17 protein-coding genes are annotated in these 17,765 nt (G+C 74.7%); 13 read left to right on the top strand and 4 right to left on the bottom strand.

Going from position 1 to position 17,765, the window contains the following annotated elements; genetic code table 11:
• Both PKC53_RS15160 and PKC53_RS15165 read left to right on the top strand, forming a co-directional pair.
• A partial coding sequence (locus PKC53_RS15160) for a PDZ domain-containing protein (protein ID WP_324430068.1) occupies nt 1–647 on the top strand: 647 nt, incomplete at its 5' end.
• The gene (locus tag PKC53_RS15165; RefSeq protein WP_324430070.1) at nt 632–1,810 is read left to right on the top strand and encodes a DUF3108 domain-containing protein; all 1,179 of its coding nucleotides are present in this window, start codon (nt 632–634) and stop codon (nt 1,808–1,810) included. The genes PKC53_RS15160 and PKC53_RS15165, both read left to right, overlap by 16 nt.
• 16 nt (nt 1,811–1,826) lie before the next feature.
• Here PKC53_RS15165 and PKC53_RS15170 read toward each other — a convergent pair whose 3' ends face one another.
• Nucleotides 1,827–2,348, bottom strand: a complete 522-nt coding sequence (locus PKC53_RS15170) for a hypothetical protein (protein WP_324430072.1) — start codon at nt 2,346–2,348, stop codon at nt 1,827–1,829.
• 135 nt (nt 2,349–2,483) lie between these two features.
• On the opposite strand from PKC53_RS15170, the gene PKC53_RS15175 reads away from it, so the two are divergent.
• Nucleotides 2,484–3,272 (top strand): enoyl-CoA hydratase, encoded by a 789-nt coding sequence (locus PKC53_RS15175; protein ID WP_324430074.1) that lies wholly within the window; start codon nt 2,484–2,486, stop codon nt 3,270–3,272.
• Here PKC53_RS15175 and PKC53_RS15180 read toward each other — a convergent pair.
• The 3 genes from PKC53_RS15180 to lysS all read right to left on the bottom strand — a co-directional run bounded on the left by PKC53_RS15180 (nt 3,263) and on the right by lysS (nt 6,063).
• Complete coding sequence (locus PKC53_RS15180; RefSeq protein WP_324430076.1) at nt 3,263–3,511, bottom strand: hypothetical protein; 249 nt, start codon at nt 3,509–3,511, stop codon at nt 3,263–3,265. The two genes, PKC53_RS15175 and PKC53_RS15180, sit on opposite strands and share 10 nt — an antisense overlap.
• A gap of 433 nt (nt 3,512–3,944) precedes the next feature.
• Nucleotides 3,945–4,490 (bottom strand): pyridoxamine 5'-phosphate oxidase family protein, encoded by a 546-nt coding sequence (locus PKC53_RS15185; protein WP_324430077.1) that lies wholly within the window; start codon nt 4,488–4,490, stop codon nt 3,945–3,947.
• Nucleotides 4,491–4,506: 16 nt separating this feature from the next.
• Nucleotides 4,507–6,063, bottom strand: a complete 1,557-nt coding sequence (gene lysS / locus PKC53_RS15190) for a lysine--tRNA ligase (protein WP_324430079.1) — start codon at nt 6,061–6,063, stop codon at nt 4,507–4,509.
• Nucleotides 6,064–6,147: 84 nt separating this feature from the next.
• On the opposite strand from lysS, the gene PKC53_RS15195 reads away from it, so the two are divergent.
• From PKC53_RS15195 to sufB, 10 genes are all read left to right on the top strand, one after another.
• On the top strand, nt 6,148–7,410 hold the full coding sequence (locus tag PKC53_RS15195; RefSeq protein ID WP_324430081.1) for a polysaccharide biosynthesis C-terminal domain-containing protein: 1,263 nt from the start codon (nt 6,148–6,150) through the stop codon (nt 7,408–7,410).
• The gene (locus PKC53_RS15200; protein WP_324430083.1) at nt 7,407–7,994 is read left to right on the top strand and encodes an acyltransferase; all 588 of its coding nucleotides are present in this window, start codon (nt 7,407–7,409) and stop codon (nt 7,992–7,994) included. The genes PKC53_RS15195 and PKC53_RS15200 overlap by 4 nt, the downstream gene beginning before the upstream one ends.
• Before the next feature lie 20 nt (nt 7,995–8,014).
• Nucleotides 8,015–9,076 carry a glycosyltransferase gene (locus PKC53_RS15205; RefSeq protein WP_324430085.1) on the top strand — a complete coding sequence of 354 codons (1,062 nt, stop codon included), beginning with the start codon at nt 8,015–8,017 and terminating at the stop codon, nt 9,074–9,076.
• Nucleotides 9,069–10,091 carry a glycosyltransferase family 2 protein gene (locus PKC53_RS15210; protein ID WP_324430087.1) on the top strand — a complete coding sequence of 341 codons (1,023 nt, stop codon included), beginning with the start codon at nt 9,069–9,071 and terminating at the stop codon, nt 10,089–10,091. The genes PKC53_RS15205 and PKC53_RS15210 overlap by 8 nt, the downstream gene beginning before the upstream one ends.
• Entirely contained in the window at nt 10,088–10,816 is a 729-nt protein-coding gene (locus tag PKC53_RS15215) for a class I SAM-dependent methyltransferase (protein WP_324430089.1), read from the top strand. The genes PKC53_RS15210 and PKC53_RS15215 overlap by 4 nt, the downstream gene beginning before the upstream one ends.
• Nucleotides 10,813–12,159: a UDP-glucose/GDP-mannose dehydrogenase family protein gene (locus tag PKC53_RS15220; RefSeq protein ID WP_324430091.1), complete on the top strand. Its 1,347-nt coding sequence runs from the start codon at nt 10,813–10,815 to the stop codon at nt 12,157–12,159. The genes PKC53_RS15215 and PKC53_RS15220 overlap by 4 nt, the downstream gene beginning before the upstream one ends.
• A 58-nt stretch (nt 12,160–12,217) precedes the next feature.
• Nucleotides 12,218–13,378 carry a DegT/DnrJ/EryC1/StrS family aminotransferase gene (locus tag PKC53_RS15225; RefSeq protein ID WP_324430093.1) on the top strand — a complete coding sequence of 387 codons (1,161 nt, stop codon included), beginning with the start codon at nt 12,218–12,220 and terminating at the stop codon, nt 13,376–13,378.
• A gap of 159 nt (nt 13,379–13,537) precedes the next feature.
• Nucleotides 13,538–14,143, top strand: coding sequence for a sugar transferase (locus PKC53_RS15230; protein ID WP_324430128.1), 606 nt, complete (start codon nt 13,538–13,540; stop codon nt 14,141–14,143).
• A gap of 23 nt (nt 14,144–14,166) precedes the next feature.
• On the top strand, nt 14,167–16,035 hold the full coding sequence (locus tag PKC53_RS15235; protein ID WP_324430095.1) for a nucleoside-diphosphate sugar epimerase/dehydratase: 1,869 nt from the start codon (nt 14,167–14,169) through the stop codon (nt 16,033–16,035).
• A gap of 267 nt (nt 16,036–16,302) precedes the next feature.
• Entirely contained in the window at nt 16,303–17,745 is a 1,443-nt protein-coding gene (gene sufB, locus PKC53_RS15240; RefSeq protein WP_324430097.1) for a Fe-S cluster assembly protein SufB, read from the top strand.
• Nucleotides 17,746–17,765 lie beyond the last annotated feature (20 nt).

Genomic DNA, 17,765 nt, shown 5'->3' on the forward strand with positions numbered 1-17,765 from the left:
ACTACCGCCCCGACGAGAACACGCCCAACGCCACCGTCAGCTACTACACCAAGGGTTCGCTGGTGGCGCTGGCGCTGGACCTGAGCCTGCGCGAGGGCGGGCACGGCGGCCTCGACGACCTGATGCGCCGACTGTGGGCCGGCAGCCGCGGCGGGCCGGTGAGCGAGGCGCAGATCGTCGAGGCGCTGCGCGCGCAAGCCGGCGACGCGCTGGCGCAGACCCTGCAGCGCTGGGTGCACGGCACCGACGACCTGCCGCTGCGCAGCCTGCTCGCGCACGCCGGCGTCGCGTTCGGCCACGACGCGCCGTCGGGGCTGGCGGCCACGCTGGGCCTGCGCCTGAGCGAGGGGCCGGTCAGCGGCGTGCAGGTCAAGAGCGTGCTGCGCGGCGGCGCCGCCGAGCGTGCCGGCGTCGCCGCCGGCGACGAGCTGCTGGCCGTCGACGGCTGGCGCGTGCGCCGGCTCGACGACGCGCAGCAGTGGCTGGCCCCCGGCACGCGCTTCGAGCTGCTGCTGGTGCGCGACCAGCGCGTGCGCCGCGTCGAGGTGACGCCGCCGGCCGAGGCCGCGCGCGCGCTGCAGCTGCACGTCGACGCGCAGGCCCCCGCCCCCGCGGCCGCGCTGCGCCGCGCATGGCTCACGGGCTGATCGCCGCCGCGACGCGACGACGGCGTCGCCTCGCCGGCGCCGCCCTGCTGCTGGCGATCGCCGCGGCGCACCTGGGGCTGCTGCGCTGGTGGCACGCGCAAGTCGCCACGCTGCGGCTGCACACCGCACTGCCGGCGCCGATCGAGGTGCGCTTCGTGCGCGAGTTGCACCCGGCAGCGCCTGCGGCCGTGGCCCCGCCGCCCGCGCCACGGCGCGTCGCGGGGCGCGGCGCGCGGCCGCGGCCCGTCTCGGCGGTCGCCGCTGCGCCCGACCCCGCCGCGTCGCAGCCGGCCGCCGACGTCGCGCCGCCAGCGCCTCCGTGGATCGCGCCGCTGCCGCACGAGCTCGCCGGCCTCGGCGCCTGGGCAGACACCCCCACCGAAGCGCCGGCGGACACAATCGCCGCCACCGGCCCCCCGTCCGAACCTGCCCCGGCCGCGGCGGCGCCGGCCGGCGCCACCGGCGACGCCGCGGCGGCGTTCGAGTGGCCGCCGTCGACGCGGCTGCAGTACCGGCTCAGCGGCTGGTACCGCGGCGAGGTGCACGGCAGCGCGCAGGTGCAGTGGCTGCGTGACGGCCACCGCTACCAGGTGCACCTGGACGTGGTCGTCGGCCCGTCGTTCGCGCCGCTGCTGTCGCGGCGCATGGTCAGCGACGGCACGCTGGGCGACGACGGCCTGCGCCCGCGTCGCTACGACGAACTGACGCGCTTCGCGTGGCGCGAACCGTCGGCGCTGAGCCTGCACCTGGGCGGCGAGACGGTGCACCTGGCGGGAGGTCACGCGTGGCCGGCGCGCGCCGGCATGCAGGACGCGGCGAGCCAGTTCGTGCAGCTGACGTGGCTGTTCACGCTGCGGCCCGAGCGGCTGCGCACCGGCGAGGTGGTCGAGTTCCCGCTGGTGCTGCCGCGGCGCATCGCGCGCTGGCGCTACGAGGTGGCCGGCGAGGAACTGCTCGACACGCCGCTGGGCGGGGTTGCCGCGATGCACGTGCGCCCCAGCGCCGACACCCGGCCCGAACCCGGGCGCGAGCTCGGCGCCGAAGCCTGGTTCGCGCCGACGCTGCAGTACCTGCCGGTGCGCATCCGCATCCGGCACGACGCGCAGACCTGGGTCGACCTGGTGCTCGCCGAGTGGCCGCAGCAGTCCGGCCCGTCGCCCTGAGCCGGCGGACGGTGGCTCAGGCTGTCGCGCGGTCGGCGAGGAAGCGGTCGGCGAACGCGGTGGCGGCGAACGAACCGCGCAGCTCGCGCAGGTAGCGGTGGCCCTGCTCGAGCAGCGGGCGCAGTTCGTCGGCATCGCGTGCCTTCTCGATGCGCATCGCCAGCGACTCGGCCATGGGGCCGAGCTGGTCGGTGAGGGTGCGCACCGCGTCGCGCTTGAGCTGCTCGCCGAAGCCGGCGCCGGTGCCGGCGCCGGCCGGCGCCGACGCCGAAGGCGCGGCGGCCGCCGGCGCCGCCACGACTGCGGCGGCCGGCCTCGCCGGCGCGGGTGCCCGCGTGCTGATCGCCTCGATGAAGCCGCCGTCGACCAGCGCCCGCAGCGCCTCGTCGGCCTGCTGCGCGATCATGCGGCGCAGGTCGTCGTCGCTGCGCTGGCCGTCGACGACGATGAGCATCTGGCGCAGCCGCGGCGCCAGCCGGTGCGCGCGGGTGGCCATCTCGGCATGGCCCTTGGCGGTCTTGCGGTAGATGGTCGGCATCTCGAGAACCCTTCAATCGTGAAGCGCCGCGGCAGCGCGCCCGGGGCCGCGCCGGCCGGCCGGCGGCGGCGTGGTGGCGACGGCGCGCACGTATAGTGACCGCCGACGACCGCACCCCGACGCCTGGAGACCGCGATGACCTACGAGCACATCCTGACCGAGCTGCGCGGCGACGCCGCGCTGAAGACCGCGCTGATCACGCTGCACCGGCCCAAGCAGCTCAACGCGCTCAACGACGCGCTGATGGACGACCTCGGCGCGGCGCTGCAGGCCTTCGACGCCGACGACGGCGTCGGCTGCATCGTGATCACCGGCAGCGACAAGGCCTTCGCCGCCGGCGCCGACATCGCGGCGATGGCGAAGTACGAGTTCATGGACGTCTTCAAGCGCAACTTCATCACGCGCAACTGGGAGACGGTCACGCGCGTGCGCAAGCCGGTGATCGCCGCGGTGGCCGGCTTCGCGCTGGGCGGCGGCTGCGAGCTGGCGATGATGTGCGACTTCATCATCGCCGCCGACAACGCCAGGTTCGGCCAGCCCGAGATCAAGATCGGCATCATTCCCGGCGCCGGCGGCACGCAGCGCCTGCCGCGCGCCGTGGGCAAAAGCAAGGCGATGGACCTGGTGCTCACCGGCCGCTTCATGGACGCCGCCGAGGCCGAGCGCGCCGGGCTGGTGTCGCGCGTGGTGCCGGCCGACAAGCTGATCGACGAGGCGCTGGCCGCCGCGGCGACGATCTGCGGCCTGGGCATGCCGGCGGTGATGATGGCCAAGGAGTGCGTGCAGCGCGCCTTCGAGACCCCGCTGGCCGAAGGCCTGAGCCACGAGCGGCGCATGTTCCACGCGCTGTTCGCCACGCACGACCAGAAGGAAGGCATGGACGCCTTCCTGGCCAAGCGCGCCCCGAGCTTCCGTCACGGCTGAGCTCTGCCGGTGGGCTGCGCGCGCGCGTCGAGCGCGGCCCACAGCGCCGCCACCTGCGCCGCCCAGTCGCGGTAGTGCGCGTCGCCCGGGGCGAAGTACGGCACGCCGCGCCCGAGGCAGTGGCGGGCGCGGCGCACCAGCGGGTCGCCGGCGGGCACCGCGTGCAGGCGCTGGCCGAGTTCGTGCAGCACGGCGTGGCGCGCGAACGCCTGCGCCGACTCGGTGAGGCGGCGGTACACGGGATGCTCCAGGGTTTCGGCGCTCGACATGGTGCGGCAGAAGGGAGTTCGTCGCTGCATCGGCGCCTGGCGACGCGACTGTAGCCCCGTCGTGCCGGGGACCGTCAATACGTCACGACCCGCGGGCGCGTCCGGCGGCGCCGGGCGCCTCGCGCGAGGCCGAAGCCGCGACGAGTCGTTCAGGGCCGGGGCGCAAACGGCAGTCCCGGGTCGGCGCGCCGGCGACCGCGGCAAGGGTCTCGCATGCTGGCAGTGCTGCTGCGCGCGTCGGCGCGTCGCGGCGGGCGCCAGCCGCTTCGGGCTCACCCTGTGGTGGTCGGCCCTGCGGGCCGACTTCGCTGCGCTGCTAGCCGCGGGGCCGGACTCGCTACGCTCCCTGCGGTCGTTTCGCTCGGACGACGGCCGCGCGCGCACGCCTGCCTGCCGAACCCCTTCAGGGCTGCAGCCAGCGCGCGCCGTGGGCGTCGAAGGCGGCGCGGCGGTGGCCGTCGGCGTGCAGTTCGAGCCAGTCGATCGATCGCACGTCGGCGCTGACCAGTGCGAAGTGCGCACGCTCGCCGTGCGGCGGCTCGCCGTCCAGAGTCTGCCCGGGTGGCAGCGGCGACAGATAGTCCTGCGCCGCGGGCGTCAGCCGCAGCTGCGCCCAGCGCGACGTCACCGCCAGCCCCTCGGTGTGCAGCGCGAGGTGGCAGTCCAGCCGCAGCTGCCAGCCCAGCGCCGCCGACCACACCACCAGTTCGCCGCGCGGGTGCGCGGCGAGCTGCGCCGCCTTGGGCGATCGCGCGTCGGTGTAGATCAGCAGCCGCCGCCGTGCCGCGTCGACCTCGCGCAGGATCACCGTGCGCGCGTGCGCCGCCTCGCCGTCGGTGGTGGCCAGCACCGCGGTGCGCCACGCGTGCCCGCGCTGCGCCGCCGCGCGCTCGAGTTCGTCCCAGCAGACCCGCTCGAGCCGGTGCAGCGACTCGATGCGCGGGGCCATCGCGACGGCCGGCGCGTCAGCGGCGCAGCGACGGCGGCTCGTCGCCGTCCTCGCGGCGCAGCGCCGGGAACAGGATCACGTCGCGGATGCTCGGGCTGTCGGTGAGCAGCATCACCAGCCGGTCGATGCCGATGCCGCAGCCGCCCGCCGGCGGCATGCCGTACTCGAGCGCGCGGATGAAGTCGGCGTCGTAGTACATCGCCTCCTCGTCGCCGGCGGCCTTGGCGTTGGCCTGCGCGGCGAAGCGCGCGGCCTGGTCCTCGGCGTCGTTGAGCTCCGAGAAACCGTTGGCCATCTCGCGGCCGGTGATGAACAGCTCGAAGCGCTCGGTCACCGTCGGGTCGTCGTCGGCGGCGCGTGCCAGCGGCGACACCTCGACCGGGTAGTCGACGATGAAGGTCGGCTGCCACAGCTGGTGCTCGACGGCGGCCTCGAACAGCCCGAACTGCAACTCGGCCAGCGTCCAGTGCGCCGGCGGTTCCTCGCCGAGCGACTTGAGCTTGGCGTGCAGCACCTGCGCGTCGGCGGCCTCGGCGGCCGTCAGGCCGGCGTGGCGCACCAGCGCGTCGCGCACCGTCAGGCGCGCGAACGGCGCGTCGAGGTCGACCGGCTTGCCGGCGTAGTCGACGACCGCGCTGCCGGTGGCCTGGCGCGCCGCGTGGCGCAGCAGGTGCTCGGTGAAGTCCATCAGATCGCGGTGCGTCCAGTACGCCGCGTAGAACTCCATCATCGTGAACTCGGGGTTGTGGCGCACGCTGATCCCCTCGTTGCGGAAGTTGCGGTTGATCTCGAACACGCGCTCGAACCCGCCGACGAGCAGCCGCTTCAGGTACAGCTCGGGCGCGATGCGCAGGAACATCTGCTGGTCGAGCGCGTTGTGGTGCGTGACGAACGGCCGCGCGTTCGCGCCGCCGGGGATCGGGTGCAGCATCGGCGTCTCGACCTCGAGGAAGCCGTGCTCGAGCATGAAGTTGCGGATCGACGCCACCGCCTTGCTGCGCGCCACGAAGCGTTCGCGCGCGCGCTCGTCGGTGATCAGGTCGACGTAGCGCTGGCGGTACTTCTGCTCCTGGTCGGTCATGCCGTGGAACTTGTCGGGCAGCGGACGCAGGCTCTTGACGAGCAGGCGCAGCGCGTCGACCTTGATGCTGAGCTCACCGGTGCGCGTGCGAAACAGCGTGCCCTCGGCGCCGAGGATGTCGCCCAGGTCCCAGTGCTTGAACGCCTCGTAGGCCAGCTCGCCGAGGCCGTCCCTGCCGACGAACAGCTGGATGCGCCCGCCGGTGGCGCCCATCGAGCCGTCCTGCAGCGTCGCGAAGCTGGCCTTGCCCATGATGCGCTTGAGCATCATGCGACCGGCCACGCGCACGCGCACCGCCTGCGGCTCGAGCTCGTCGTTGGGCACCTGCGCGTAGCGGCGCTGCAGGTCGGCCGCGTCGTGCGTGGGCTTGAAGTCGTTCGGGAACGCGGGGCCACGCGCGCGCAGCGCGGCCAGCTTCTCGCGCCGCTGCTCGATGAGCTTGTTCTCGTCGGCGGTCAGTTCGGGCAGGACGGGGCGTGCGGCGTCGTTCATGGCGGCTTCGAAGTGGGCCGGCGATTTTAGGCGTCGGTGACAATGCGCCGCCCGTCCAACCCCGCCCACGCCACCCGCCGCCCCATGTCGCTCGCCGGTCTTGCCCAGGGCGCGGGCGTGCACCTCGCGGCGCGCGTGGCGGCGATGACGCTGGCGCTGGCGCTGATGGTCGCGGTGGCGCGGTTGGGCCCCGCGGTGCAGGGCGCCTTCGCGCTGCTGCTCGCGGTCGAGTCGGTGCTGCTGACGCTGTGCTCGGGGTTCGGCCTGGCGCTGGCGCGGCGTGTCTCGCACCACGGCGACGACCCCGCGGCGCCGCTGCGCGCCTGGCTGGGCGTCGCGCTGGCCGCCGGCGGCGCCGCGGCGATCGCGCTGTGGACGCTGGGGCGCATCGCGCCGCGCGCGCCGTACGACATGCTGGTGTGGCTGGCGCCGGCCGCGCCGCTGCTGCTGCTGGCGCCCACCGCGAGCGGGCTGTGGCTCGGCCGCGCACAGATGGCCCGGCTGGCTGCACCGCAGGTCGCGCTGCCGCTGGTGGCGCTGGTCGCGCTCGCGCTGATCACCGTGTGGCGCGGCGACGCCGCCGGGCTGCGCGACGTGCTGCTGGCCTGGGTCGCGTCGCGCGTGCTCGTCGCGCTGGGCACCGCCGCGTGGGCGCTGCGCGACGCACCGCCGGTGCGCCCGGCGCCGCGTCTGCACCTGCGCGGCGACCTCGGCTTCGTCGTCGCGGTCGGCGCGGCCAACGTGGTCGGCGTGCTGAACTACCGCGTGCCGCTGTTCGTCGTCGAGCGCAGCGCCGGGATCGACGCGACCGGCGTCTACGCGGTCGCGGTGCAGGTGGCCGAGCTGCCGTGGCTGCTGTCGGCGGCGCTGAGCACGGCCGCATACCGGCGCATCGGCGAGCGCGATGCGGCGCGCGCCGCGCGCACCGCGCTGGCGGCCGCGCGCTGGGGCGTCGCCGCGGCGCTCGCGGCGGCGCCGCTGCTGGCGCTCGCGGCGTGGGCGCTGCTGCCGCCGCTGCTGGGCGCGGCCTACGCCGGCGCCTGGTGGCCGCTCGTGCTGCTGCTGCCCGGGGTCGTGCTGTACGCGGCGGCGTCGGCGCTGTCGGCGTACTTCACGAACCACCTCGGCCGGCCGCAGTGGCCGGCGTGGATCGCGGCGCTGTCGCTGGCGCTGAACACGCTGGCTTGCCTGTGGGCCGTGCCGCGACACGGCCTGGCCGGCGCGGCCCTGAGCACCAGCGCGAGCTACGCGCTGGCGATCGGGTTCGCGCTGGCGCTGTTCCTGCGCGCCACCGGCCTGCCGCTGCGCGCGCTGTGGCGCCGGCCGGATCCACAATCGGCGCCGTGACGACGCCCGTGATGCGCACCCTGCTCGGCTGGTGGCGGCGGCTGCTCGCGCCGCGCATGGTCTACGGCTGGCGCGACGCCGACGGCCGCTGGCTGGCGCACACGCGCGTGAGCACGCACACCGAGGTCGGCCACCCGCAGCGGCTGCGCATCGGCGACCACGTGTTCATCGGCCACTTCAACCTGATCGACGCATCCGGCGGGCTCGAGATCGGCGAGGGCTGCCAGATCACCAACCACGTGTCGGTGCTGACGCACTCGACGCACCACGCGCTGCGCATCGGCGGGCGCGCCTTCTACGGCCAAGCGCAGCCGCCGGGCTACCGGCAGGCGGCGACCACGATCGGTGCCTACTGCTTCGTCGGCCCGCACAGCGTGATCGGCCCCGGCGCGCGGCTGGGCCGCGGGGTGCTCGTCAAGGCCTACAGCCACGTCACCGGCGAGGTGCCCGACTTCGCGATCGTCGACGGTCACCCGGCGCGCGTCGTCGGCGACACGCGCCGCATCGACCGCGCGCTGCTCGAACGCCACCCCGAGATGCGCGCGCACTACGAGGCCTGGGCCGGGCCGCCGGCCGCGCCGTGAGGCCGCCACGGCTGCTCTTCGTGGGCGACGCCGACAGCGTGCACCTGCAGCGCTGGGTGCGCGAGATGCACGCGCGCGGCGCCGAGTGCCACGTGCTGACGCGCCGCCCGGCGCCGCTCGACGCGGCGACGCTGCACGTCGTGCGCCCCGGCGACGATGCGCCCGGCTGGCTGCTCGCGCTGCCGCAGGTGCGCCGCGTCGCGCGCGCCGTGGACCCCGACCTCGTGCACGGCCACTACGTGACCTCCAACGGCCTGTGGGGGGCGGCCTGCGGCGTGCGTCCCTGCGTGGTCACCGCGTGGGGCAGCGACCTGCTGGTGAGCCCGCGCGAGAGCCGCCTGAAGCACGCACTCACCGGCTGGATCCTGCGCCGCGCCGACCTGCTGACCGGCGACAGCGCCGACCTGATCGACACGATGCGCGGCTTCGGCGTGTCGGCGCCGTGCCACGAGGTGACGTGGGGCGCCGACACCGAACGCTTCGTGCCGCCGGCGCAGCCGCGCGACCGTCGCGTGTTCACGCTCGCGAGCCTGCGCCAGTGGCTGCCGAACTACCACGTCGACGTGATCCTGCAGGCGGTGGCGCGGCTGCGCCGGCGCGAGCCGGCGGCGCCGCTGCGGCTGCGGCTGCTCGGCGGCGGCGCGCTCGAGCCCCTGTTGCGCGACCAGGCCGCGGCGCTCGGGCTGCTCGAACCCGGCGCCGAGGTCGCCGAATTCGTCGGCCGCGTCGACGACCCGCAGCTCGTCGCGGCGCTGCAGGCCGCCGACGTGTCGATCAGCGTGCCGGCCAGCGACGCGACCTCGGTCGCGCTGCTCGAGTCGCTGGCCTGCGGCTGCGCGGTGGTCGTCTCCGACCTGCCGGCCAACCGCGCGTGGGTCGACGACGCCGGGGGGCTGCGCGTGCCGGCCGGCGACGCGGTCGCGCTCGCCGACGCGCTGCACGCGCTGTGGCTCGACCGCGACCGCACCGCGGCGATGGGCGCGCACAACCGCGGCATCGCGCTGGCGCGCGCATCGCGGCGCGTGCAGATGGACCGCATGTGGCGGCTGTACCTGCGGCTGCTGGGGCGCGACGATGGCTGAGCCGCGCGTCGTCAGCGTGATCGCGCCGTGCCGCAACGAGCGCGCGCACGTGCAGGCCTTCGTCGACGCCGCGCTCGCGCAGCGGCTGCCGCCGGGCTGGACGATGGAGCTGGTCGTCGCCGACGGCACCAGCGACGACGGCACGCGCGAGGCGCTCGACGCGGCCGCGGCGCACGAGCCGAGGCTCGCGGTGATCGACAACCCGCGGCGCATCGTCTCGACCGGGTTGAACCGTGCCATCGCCACGGCGCGCGGCGAGGTGATCGTGCGCATGGACGTGCACACGGCGTACGCGGCGGACTACGTCGCGCAGTGCCTGGCCGCGCTCGAGCGCACCGGCGCCGACAACGTTGGCGGGCCGTGGCGCGCCGAGGGCGAAGGGCCCTGGGGACGCGCGATCGCCGCGGCGTTCCAGTCGCGCTGGGTCACCGGTGGTGCGCGCTCGCGCTCGCTGACGCACGACGGACCCGTCGACACGGTCTACCTCGGCTGCTGGCCGCGCCGGACCTTCGAACGCTTCGGCCCCTTCGACGAGACGCTGGTGCGCAACCAGGACGACGAGCACAACCTGCGCATCGTGCGCGGCGGCGGACGCGTGTGGCAGAGCCCGGCGATCCGCAGCACCTACCGCCCGCGCGAGTCGCCGGGCGCACTGGCGCGCCAGTGGCTGCAGTACGGCTACTGGAAGCCGTTCGTGATGCGTCGCCACGGCCAGCCGGCGGCGTGGCGGCACCCGCTGCCGGGGCTGTTCGTCGCCGCCGTCGCCGCGGCGCTGGCGCTGGCGCTGCTCGGCGGCGGCGCCGCGCCGCTGCTCGCGTTGCTGGCGGCGTACGCGGCGCTCGTGCTCGCGATGTCGGTGGCGGTGGCGGCGCGCGCCGGCTGGCCGCTGCTGCCGCGGCTGCCGGCCGTGATCGCGGCGCAGCAGCTGTCGTACGGCGCGGGGTTCCTGCTCGGCACCTGGGACGCATGGCGCCACGGCCGCGGGCGCGAGCGCTTCGCGAGGCTGACGCGATGACCCCGCACGACGAACCCGCCGCGGTGCGCGAGCGCTACGCACGCCGCACCGCCGGCGACCCGCGCTACCACCCGCTGCAGCCCGACGTCTGGCAGGCACGGCTCGAACGCGAGCGCGTGCTGCTGCGCAGGCTCGCCGCGCTGGGCTGGCGCGACCTCGCGTCGCGGCGCGCCACCGACGTCGGCTGCGGCGACGGCGGCCAGCTGCTCGACCTGCTGCGCCTGGGCTTCGCGCCCGCCCACCTGACCGGCATCGAGCTGCTCGCCGCGCGTCACGCCGCGGCGCGCGAGCGCCTGCCGGAGCGCGTCGCGCTGTGGCTCGGCGACGCCTGCGACGCGCCGGTCGAACCCGGCAGCCAGGACCTGGTGCTGCAGTCGACCGTGTTCTCGTCGCTGCTCGACGACGCGTTCCAGCAGCGGCTGGCCGAAGCCATGTGGCGCTGGCTGCGCCCCGGCGGCGGCATCTGGTGGTACGACTTCACGCGCGACAACCCGCGCAACCCCGACGTGCGCGGCGTCTCGCCGGCGCGCGTTCGTGCGCTGTTCCCGCACGGCACAATCCGCGGCAGGCGCGTCACGCTGGCGCCGCCGCTGGCGCGCATCGCCTGCCGCCGGCATCCGGCGCTGTACCCGCTGCTCAACGCGCTGCCGCCGCTGCGCACGCACTGGCTGGCGTGGATCGGCAAGCCGGCCGCGCCCGGCCGCAACGAGGAGTTCATCGCATGAAGGTCACGGTCGTCGGGACGGGTTACGTGGGGCTGGTCACCGGCGCGTGCCTGGCCGAGATGGGCAACCACGTGCTGTGCGTCGACGTCGACGAGCGCAAGATCCGCGTGCTCGAGGCCGGCGGGCTGCCGATCCACGAACCCGGGCTGCTCGAGGTCGTGCAGCGCAACGTGGCCGCCGGCCGGCTCGAGTTCACCACCGACGTCGACCGCGGCGTGCACCACGGCACGCTGCAGTTCATCGCCGTGGGCACGCCGCCCGACGAGGACGGCTCGGCCGACCTGCGCTACGTCGTCGAGGCGGCGCGCCAGATCGGCCGGCACATGACCGACTACAAGGTCGTCGTCGACAAGAGCACGGTGCCGGTGGGCACCGCCGACCGCGTGCACGCGGCGATCGCCGGGGAACTGGCCGCGCGCGGCGTCAGGCTCAACTTCTCGGTGGTCAGCAACCCCGAGTTCCTCAAGGAAGGTGCGGCGGTCGACGACTTCATGCGGCCCGACCGCGTCATCGTCGGCGCCGACGACGAGCGCGCGGTGCTGCTGATGCGCTCGCTGTACGCGCCGTTCGTGCGCAGCCGCGACCGCCTGCTGGTGATGGACATCCGCAGCGCCGAGTTCACGAAGTACGCCGCCAACGCGATGCTGGCCACGCGCATCAGCTTCATGAACGAGCTGGCGCTGCTCGCCGAGAAGCTCGGCGCCGACATCGAGCGCGTGCGCCAGGGCATCGGCAGCGACCCGCGCATCGGCCACCAGTTCCTCTACGCCGGCGCCGGCTACGGCGGCTCGTGCTTCCCGAAGGACGTCAAGGCGCTGCTGAAGACGGCCGCCGACCACGGCCAGGCGCTGTGGGTGCTCGACGCGGTCGAACGCGCCAACGAGCGGCAGAAGCTGGTGCTGGTCGACAAGATCGTCGCGCGCTTCGGCGACAGGCTCGACGGGCGCACGTTCGCGCTGTGGGGGCTGGCGTTCAAGCCCGGCACCGACGACATGCGCGAGGCGCCCAGCCGCGTGCTGGTGGCCGCGCTGCTCGAGCGCGGCGCGCGCGTCGTCGCCTACGACCCGGTGGCGATCGACGAGGCGAAGCGCGTGTTCGGCGACGCCGCCGGCCTCGGCTATGCGGCCAGCGCGCCGGCGGCGCTCGAAGGCGCCGACGCGCTGATCATCATCACCGAGTGGAAGGAGTTCCGCAGCCCCGACTTCGACGCGATGCGTGATGCGCTGAAGCAACCGGTGGTGTTCGACGGGCGCAACCTGTTTGACCCGGCGCTGGTGGCCGGCTTCGGCATCGAGTACCACGCGATCGGCCGCGCGGCGCGCGGCGGCGTCGCCGACACGTGAGCGCGCGCGGCCGCTCCGAAGCGCTCGCGCCGCGACGCGACAGCGTGCAGGTGGCCCGATGACCGGCCTGCCGTTCCTGCCGTTCGCGCGGCCCGAGGTCGGCGACGACGAGATCGCCGCCGTCGTCGAGACGCTGCGTACGGGCTGGCTGACCACCGGGCCGCAGGCGCAGCGCTTCGAAGCCGAGTTCGCCGCGTTCCTCGGCGACGAGCGGCTGCACTGCGTCGCGGTCAACTCGGCCACCGCCGGGCTGCACCTGGCGCTGGAAGCCGTGGGCGTCGGCCCCGGCGACGAGGTGATCACCACCACGCACACCTTCACCGCCAGCGCCGAGGTCGCGCGGTACCTCGGCGCCGACGTGAAGCTGGTCGACATCGACCCTGCGACGCTGAACATCGCCCCCGCCGCGGTCGAGGCCGCGGTGGGCCCGCGCACCAAGGCCCTCGTGCCGGTGCACTTCGGCGGGCTGGCGGCCGACATGCCGGCGCTGCTGGGCATCGCGCGACGCCACGGGCTGAGGGTGGTCGAGGACGCGGCGCACGCGCTGCCCACCACCTGCGGCGGCGCGTCGGTCGGTACGCTGGCCAGCGACGCCGCCGTGTTCAGCTTCTACGCCAACAAGACCATCACCACCGGCGAAGGCGGCATGCTGGTCACGCGCGACGCGGCGCTGGCGCGACGTGCCCGGGTGATGCGGCTGCACGGCATCAGCCGCGACGCCTTCGACCGCTTCACCGCGACGGCGCCGAGTTGGTACTACGAGATCGTCGCGCCGGGCTTCAAGTACAACCTGACCGACGTCGCCGCGGCGATCGGCCGCGTGCAGCTGACCAAGGCGCACGCCTTCAGGCAGCGGCGCGCGCGCATCGCGGCGGCGTACGACGAAGGCTTCGCGGGCCTGCCGGTACTCACGCCGCCGCACGCGGCGCCGGGCGACACCCACGCCTGGCACCTGTACGTGCTGCGCCTGGCCGACGACGCGCCGATCGGCCGCGACGCGCTGATCGAGCGCCTGTTCGCCGCCGGCATCGGCTGCAGCGTGCACTACATCCCGCTGCACCGGCAGCCCTACTGGCGCGAGCGCTACGGCCTGACGGACGCGATGTTCCCCGCCAGCCAGCGCGCCTACGAGCGCTCGCTGAGCCTGCCGATCTACCCGGCGATGGGCGACGCCGACGTCGCGCGCGTGATCGACGCGGTGCGCGACGCGCTGACGTGAACCACCCCCGAGGAGGCGCCTTGGGCGCGCCCCCTCGAGGGGCCGCCAGCGCAGCGGCAAAGCCGGATCCGCGACGGCCGCTCGAGGCCTCGCGGTGGTTCGCACGCGGGTCGCGCGATGCTCCGTGTGGCGGCTGAAGCGGGCGAGATCGACGGCGCGATGGCCAAGCGCGTGTTCGACCTCGTCGTCGCGTCGGTGCTGCTGGCGCTGCTGGCACCGCTGCTGCTCGTGATCGCAGCCTGGGTGCGGGTCGACTCGCCGGGGCCGGCGCTGTTCCGCCAGCAGCGCGTCGGCCGCGGCGGGCGTGCGTTTCGCATCCACAAGTTCCGCACGATGGTCGTCGACGCGCCCCGGCGCGGTCCGGCGCTGACGGTCGGCGACGACCCGCGCATCACGCGCGCCGGGCGCTGGCTGCGCCGCCGCCGCCTCGACGAGCTGCCGCAGCTGATCGACGTCGTGCGCGGCGACATGAGCCTGGTCGGCCCGCGCCCCGAGGTGCCGCGTTACGTCGAGCGGGTCCCGCCGTCACTGCGCGACGAACTGCTCGCGTTGCGGCCCGGGCTCACCGACCCGGCGTCGCTCGCCGGACTCGACGAGGACGCGCAGCTGGCGCGCGCCGCCGACCCCGAACGCGAGTACGTCGACGTGTTGCTGCCGCGCAAGCTCGCGCTGTCGCTGGACTACGCGCGGCGCGCCACGCTGGCCAGCGACGTCGCGGTGCTGCTGCGCACGCTCGGCGCGCTGCTGGGCCGGGGGCGGCGATGACGGCGGGCGGTTCGCCTGCGACGGTGTGGCACCGCGTCGACCGCGCGCTGGCGCGGCTGCGGCCCCACCGCTGGCCGCTGGCGCTGGCCGTCGACGGCGCGATCGTCGTCGTCGCCTGGCAGCTCACCCACCTGTTCCGGCTGGGGTTCGAGCGCTGGTGGAGCGCGCGCGCCGGCTACGACGCGTGGGTGCTGCTCGGCGTCGCCGCCGCGTACCTGGCGGCGTTCGCGCTGGCCGGCGTGCCACGCGGGCTGTGGCGCTTCACCGGGTTCGGCGACCTGCGCCGCATCGCGCTGGCCTGCCTGGGCGCCGGCGCGGCCGCGGCGCTGGTCGTGCGCGCGCTCGGGCTGTTCGAGATCCCGCGCGCGGTGCTGGCGCTGCACCCGTTCGTCGTGCTCGTCGGCGTGGCGCTGGTGCGGCTGGCCTACCGCATGCTCTACGAACACGCGCGCGCGCAGATCGCCGGCGACGGCGAGGTGCGGCGCGCGCTGGTGCTGGGCGCCGGCGACGCGGCGCGGCTGCTGCTGGCCGGCATCCACCGCCAGGGCTGGACGGTGCTCGGCCTGCTCGACGACGACGCGGCCAAGCAGGGCGCGCGCGTGGCCGGCGTCCCGGTGCTGGGCTCGCTGGCCGACCTCGCACGCCCGCAGCTGCGTGCCGGCGCGACGCACCTGATCTTCGCGATGCCGAGCTTGCGCGGCGCGCGCCGGCGCGAGATCTTCGCGCTGGCCGCGGCAACCGGCCTGCCGATGCTGACCGTGCCGTCGGCCGCCGAGCTGCGCGACGGCGGCGAGCGCATCGAGCGGCTGCGCGAACTGCGCACCGAGGACCTGCTCGGCCGCGAACCGGTGCAGCTCGACGAGGCCGGGATCGCCGAGACGCTGGCCGGCAAGACGGTGCTCGTCACCGGCGCCGGCGGCAGCATCGGCGCCGAGCTGTGCCGGCAGATCGCGCGATTCGCGCCGGCGCGGCTGGTGCTGGTCGAGCTCGGCGAGTACGCGCTGTACGCCGTCGAGCAGGAGCTTTCGGCGCGCTGGCCGCGGCTGCCGCTGGTGCCGCAGATCGCCGACGTGAAGGACGCGGCGCAGCTGCACGCGGTGTTCGCGCGCTGGCGACCGCACGCGGTGTTCCACGCCGCCGCCTACAAGCACGTGCCGCTGATGGAGGAGGCGCACAACGCGGCGGCGTGCGTGCGCAACAACGTGCTCGGCACCTGGCAGGCTGCGCGCGCCGCCGCCGCGGCGGGGGCCGAGCGCTTCGTGCTGATCAGCACCGACAAGGCGGTGAACCCGACCAGCGTGATGGGCGCGAGCAAGCGCGCCGCCGAGATGGTCGTCTCGGCGCTGGCCACCGAGCACCCGGCAACGCGTTTCATCGCGGTGCGCTTCGGCAACGTGCTCGGCTCGAGCGGCAGCGTGGTGCCGAAGTTCCGCGAGCAGATCGAGCGCGGCGGCCCGGTGACCGTGACGCACCCCGAGATGATCCGCTACTTCATGACGATCCCGGAGGCGGTGCAGCTGGTGCTGCAGGCCGCGGCGATCGGCGAGACCGGCCAGGTGCTGGTGCTCGACATGGGCGAGCCGGTGAAGATCGTCGAACTGGCGCGGCAGATGATCCGCCTGGCCGGGCGGCGCGACGACGAGATCGCGATCGAGTTCACCGGGCTGCGCCCGGGCGAGAAGCTGTACGAGGAGCTGCTCGCCGACGCCGACCGCACGCTGCCGACCACCGCGCCGCGCGTGCTGCGCGTGCAGCTGGCGCCCACGCCGTTCGACCTGCCGCGGCTGATCGCGGCGATCGACGCGGCGCCGCCCGACGACGCCGACGCGATGCGCCGGCTGCTGGGCGCGTCGGTGCCCGAATACCGCCCCGCGACTGCCGCGGGGGGCTGAGCGCCGGCCTTCGGGCGACGATCATGGTCCGGCAAGCGTCCGCGCGGCGCCCGCCATCGACCGCGCAGCCGCGCCCGGACCGCCGGCGCGAGTGATCGTGCGCGTCTTCGGCCGCTGCCCGGGTCGCGCGAGCCGCGGACGGCCCGATCACGGGTGAAGGTGCACACCTGACGGCGGCGCAATCCCGCGTCGACATCGGTGTTGCTTGAAACATGCATGTTATACGCATGTATTATCGATGCACCTTCTTCGCGAGCCTGCCAACCGATGTCCACCGACGCGCTGCAGCAAACGCTCGAGCGGCCCTACCGCCACGGCTTCGTCACCGACGTCGAGTCGGATTCGCTGCCGCCCGGGCTCGACGAGGGCACGGTGCGCGAGATCTCGCGCCGCAAGGGCGAGCCCGAGTTCCTGCTGCGCTGGCGCCTGGCGGCGTTCGAGCGCTGGCGGCAGATGACGCCGCCCGAGTGGGCGCGGTTGCGCATCGAGCCGATCGACTTCCAGGCGCTGTCGTACTACTCGGCGCCGAAGTCGATGGCCAACGCGCCGAAGAGCCTCGACGAGGTCGACCCCAAGCTGCTCGAGACCTACGAGAAGCTCGGCGTGCCGCTGCACGAACGCGCCGCGCTGGCCGGCGTCGCGGTCGACGCGGTGTTCGACTCGGTATCGGTGGGCACGAGCTTTCGCGAGCAGCTCGCCGCGGTCGGGGTGATCTTCTGCTCGATCTCGGACGCCGTGCGCGAGCACCCCGAGCTGGTCGAACGCTACCTCGGCAGCGTCGTGCCGCCGGGCGACAACTTCTACGCGGCGCTGAACTCGGCGGTGTTCTCCGACGGCTCGTTCGTCTACGTGCCCGCCGGCGTGCGCTGCCCGATGGAGCTGTCGTCGTACTTCCGCATCAACGCGCGCAACACCGGGCAGTTCGAGCGCACGCTGATCATCGCCGAGGCCGGCGCCGAGGTCAGCTACCTCGAGGGCTGCACCGCGCCGCAGCGCGACGAGCACCAACTGCACGCCGCGGTGGTCGAGCTGGTCGCGCACGACGAGGCCTTCATCAAGTACTCGACGGTGCAGAACTGGTACCCCGGCGACGCCGAAGGGCGCGGCGGCATCTACAACTTCGTCACCAAGCGCGCGCTCGCCGCCGGACGGCGCTCGCGCGTGGCCTGGACGCAGATCGAGACCGGCTCGGCGATCACCTGGAAGTACCCCAGCGTGGTGCTGCGCGGCGACGGCTCGAGCGGCGAGTTCCACTCGATCGCGGTGAGCAACCACCGCCAGCAGGCCGACACCGGCACGAAGATGATCCACCTCGGCCGCGACACCACGAGCCGCATCGTCTCCAAGGGCATCAGCGCGGGCCGGGCGCACAACAGCTACCGCGGGCTGGTGCGCGTCGCGCCGACCGCCGCCGGCGCGCGTAACCACACGCAGTGCGACTCGCTGCTGATCGGCCCGCACTGCGGCGCGCACACCTTTCCGACCGTCGACGCCGCGCGCGCCGACGCCGTCGTCGAGCACGAGGCGACGACGACGCGCATCTCGGAGGAACGGCTTTTCTACGCCCGCCAGCGCGGCCTCGACGAGGCCGAGGCGACGGCGCTGATCGTCGGCGGCTTCTGCCAGGCGGTGCTCGACGAGCTGCCGATGGAGTTCGCGCTCGAGGCACGCGCCCTGCTGGCGGTGTCGCTCGAGGGCGCGGTCGGATGAACGGCGCCGCAGGCGCAGCA

Source organism: Azohydromonas sp. (assembly GCF_035325925.1).
Lineage (GTDB): Bacteria > Pseudomonadota > Gammaproteobacteria > Burkholderiales > Burkholderiaceae_C > Calidifontimicrobium.

Coding starts and splice junctions, on each gene's coding strand:
- PKC53_RS15165 (WP_324430070.1), top strand. CDS start 632: ATGGCTCACGGGCTGATCGCCGCCGCGACGCGACGACGGCGTCGCCTC.
- PKC53_RS15170 (WP_324430072.1), bottom strand. CDS start 2,348: ATGCCGACCATCTACCGCAAGACCGCCAAGGGCCATGCCGAGATGGCC.
- PKC53_RS15175 (WP_324430074.1), top strand. CDS start 2,484: ATGACCTACGAGCACATCCTGACCGAGCTGCGCGGCGACGCCGCGCTG.
- PKC53_RS15185 (WP_324430077.1), bottom strand. CDS start 4,490: ATGGCCCCGCGCATCGAGTCGCTGCACCGGCTCGAGCGGGTCTGCTGG.
- lysS (WP_324430079.1), bottom strand. CDS start 6,063: ATGAACGACGCCGCACGCCCCGTCCTGCCCGAACTGACCGCCGACGAG.
- PKC53_RS15195 (WP_324430081.1), top strand. CDS start 6,148: ATGTCGCTCGCCGGTCTTGCCCAGGGCGCGGGCGTGCACCTCGCGGCG.
- PKC53_RS15210 (WP_324430087.1), top strand. CDS start 9,069: ATGGCTGAGCCGCGCGTCGTCAGCGTGATCGCGCCGTGCCGCAACGAG.
- PKC53_RS15215 (WP_324430089.1), top strand. CDS start 10,088: ATGACCCCGCACGACGAACCCGCCGCGGTGCGCGAGCGCTACGCACGC.
- PKC53_RS15220 (WP_324430091.1), top strand. CDS start 10,813: ATGAAGGTCACGGTCGTCGGGACGGGTTACGTGGGGCTGGTCACCGGC.
- PKC53_RS15225 (WP_324430093.1), top strand. CDS start 12,218: ATGACCGGCCTGCCGTTCCTGCCGTTCGCGCGGCCCGAGGTCGGCGAC.
- PKC53_RS15230 (WP_324430128.1), top strand. CDS start 13,538: ATGGCCAAGCGCGTGTTCGACCTCGTCGTCGCGTCGGTGCTGCTGGCG.
- sufB (WP_324430097.1), top strand. CDS start 16,303: ATGTCCACCGACGCGCTGCAGCAAACGCTCGAGCGGCCCTACCGCCAC.